1 protein-coding gene is annotated in these 1,133 nt (G+C 35.7%); it reads left to right on the top strand.

Annotated elements, in window-relative coordinates:
* Window positions 1–79 precede the first annotated feature (79 nt).
* Window positions 80–979, top strand: coding sequence for a transposase (locus ACM0OY_RS40405; protein WP_414574300.1), 900 nt, complete (start codon window positions 80–82; stop codon window positions 977–979).
* Window positions 980–1,133: the final 154 nt, after the last annotated feature.

Here is a 1,133-nt window from a genome sequence, read left to right as displayed (position 1 = left end):
TAGACCTGTCCGAAATATAAATTTAGGTACAAAAAAATGGTAGAAGGAAGATTTGAGCGTCTACCTTGGGTCTACCATAATGAAAAATCCACTTCATTATATTCATAAATATCAACATCGTAGCAAGCAAATACTGGGGATTGACCATAAACAGTTTATAGAGCTAGTAAAGCAAGCTGAATTGAAACATCAAGAAAAACTTACTCTGTCAGAAATAAAAAAAATTAGAGTCAATGCGCCAGGGGGAGGACGTAAACCAAAACTAACGATTGCAGAACAAGTGTGCCTGTGTCTATTTTATTTAAGACAAATGCCGACATTTGAGATTTTAGGAATGCAGTTCAATGTATCGAAAACTGAAGCGAATGATACCTTCCATTATTGGCTAAAAGTATTGCGAGCAGTTTTGCCTTCTAGTTTACTAGAACAGGTAGAAAATCGAGAAAGTGATTATGCAATTGTACAAGAAATGTTAATGGAGTTTGAACTAATTGTGGATAGCTACGAACAGCCCAGGGAAAGACCTAAAGACAAAAAAGTACAACAAGAATACTTTTCTGGTAAGCAGAAACGCCATACTCTTAAAAGCCAGGTTGTTTCACTACCAGAGGCCAAAGATATTGTCGATATAGTAGTGGGTATGAAGGGACCAACCAGTGACATCTCATTATTCCGTAGTCAACAACAAAAATTTTCTCCTCAACAATCATTTAAAGGAGATAAAGGTTATCAAGGTGGTAAAAATATTAGTACACCTCACAAAAAACCTCGTAATCGAGAATTAACTGCTCTACAAAAAGCTGAAAATAAAGCTTTTTCTAGCAATCGGATTTTTATCGAACATATAATTCGGCTGCTGAAGATTTTCCGCATTGCATCGTCCAGATTTCGGCTTCATTCTCATGTATATGAGCAGATAATTCTTCTGGTTTGTGGGTTAGTTAGATTGAGAATTGGCAGTTTAGTTTTACCGACTTAATCAAAAGCGGTAATTACAAGGTTACATAAGATAAAGGGAGTGTATATTTTTTGCTCTAAACTATCACTAACTATCTCTAACCCTGATTACTACGTTTCCATGAAGATATCAAAGCGGACTCTCAAAGGTTTGCACAGACTGGCTTATAAATTTT

Source organism: Nostoc sp. CCY 9925 (genome assembly GCF_963920935.1).
Classification (GTDB): Bacteria; Cyanobacteriota; Cyanobacteriia; order Cyanobacteriales; family Nostocaceae; genus Nostoc.
Note: the sequence above shows the minus strand (reverse complement) of the source record. Positions and strands in the feature narration are given on the sequence as shown.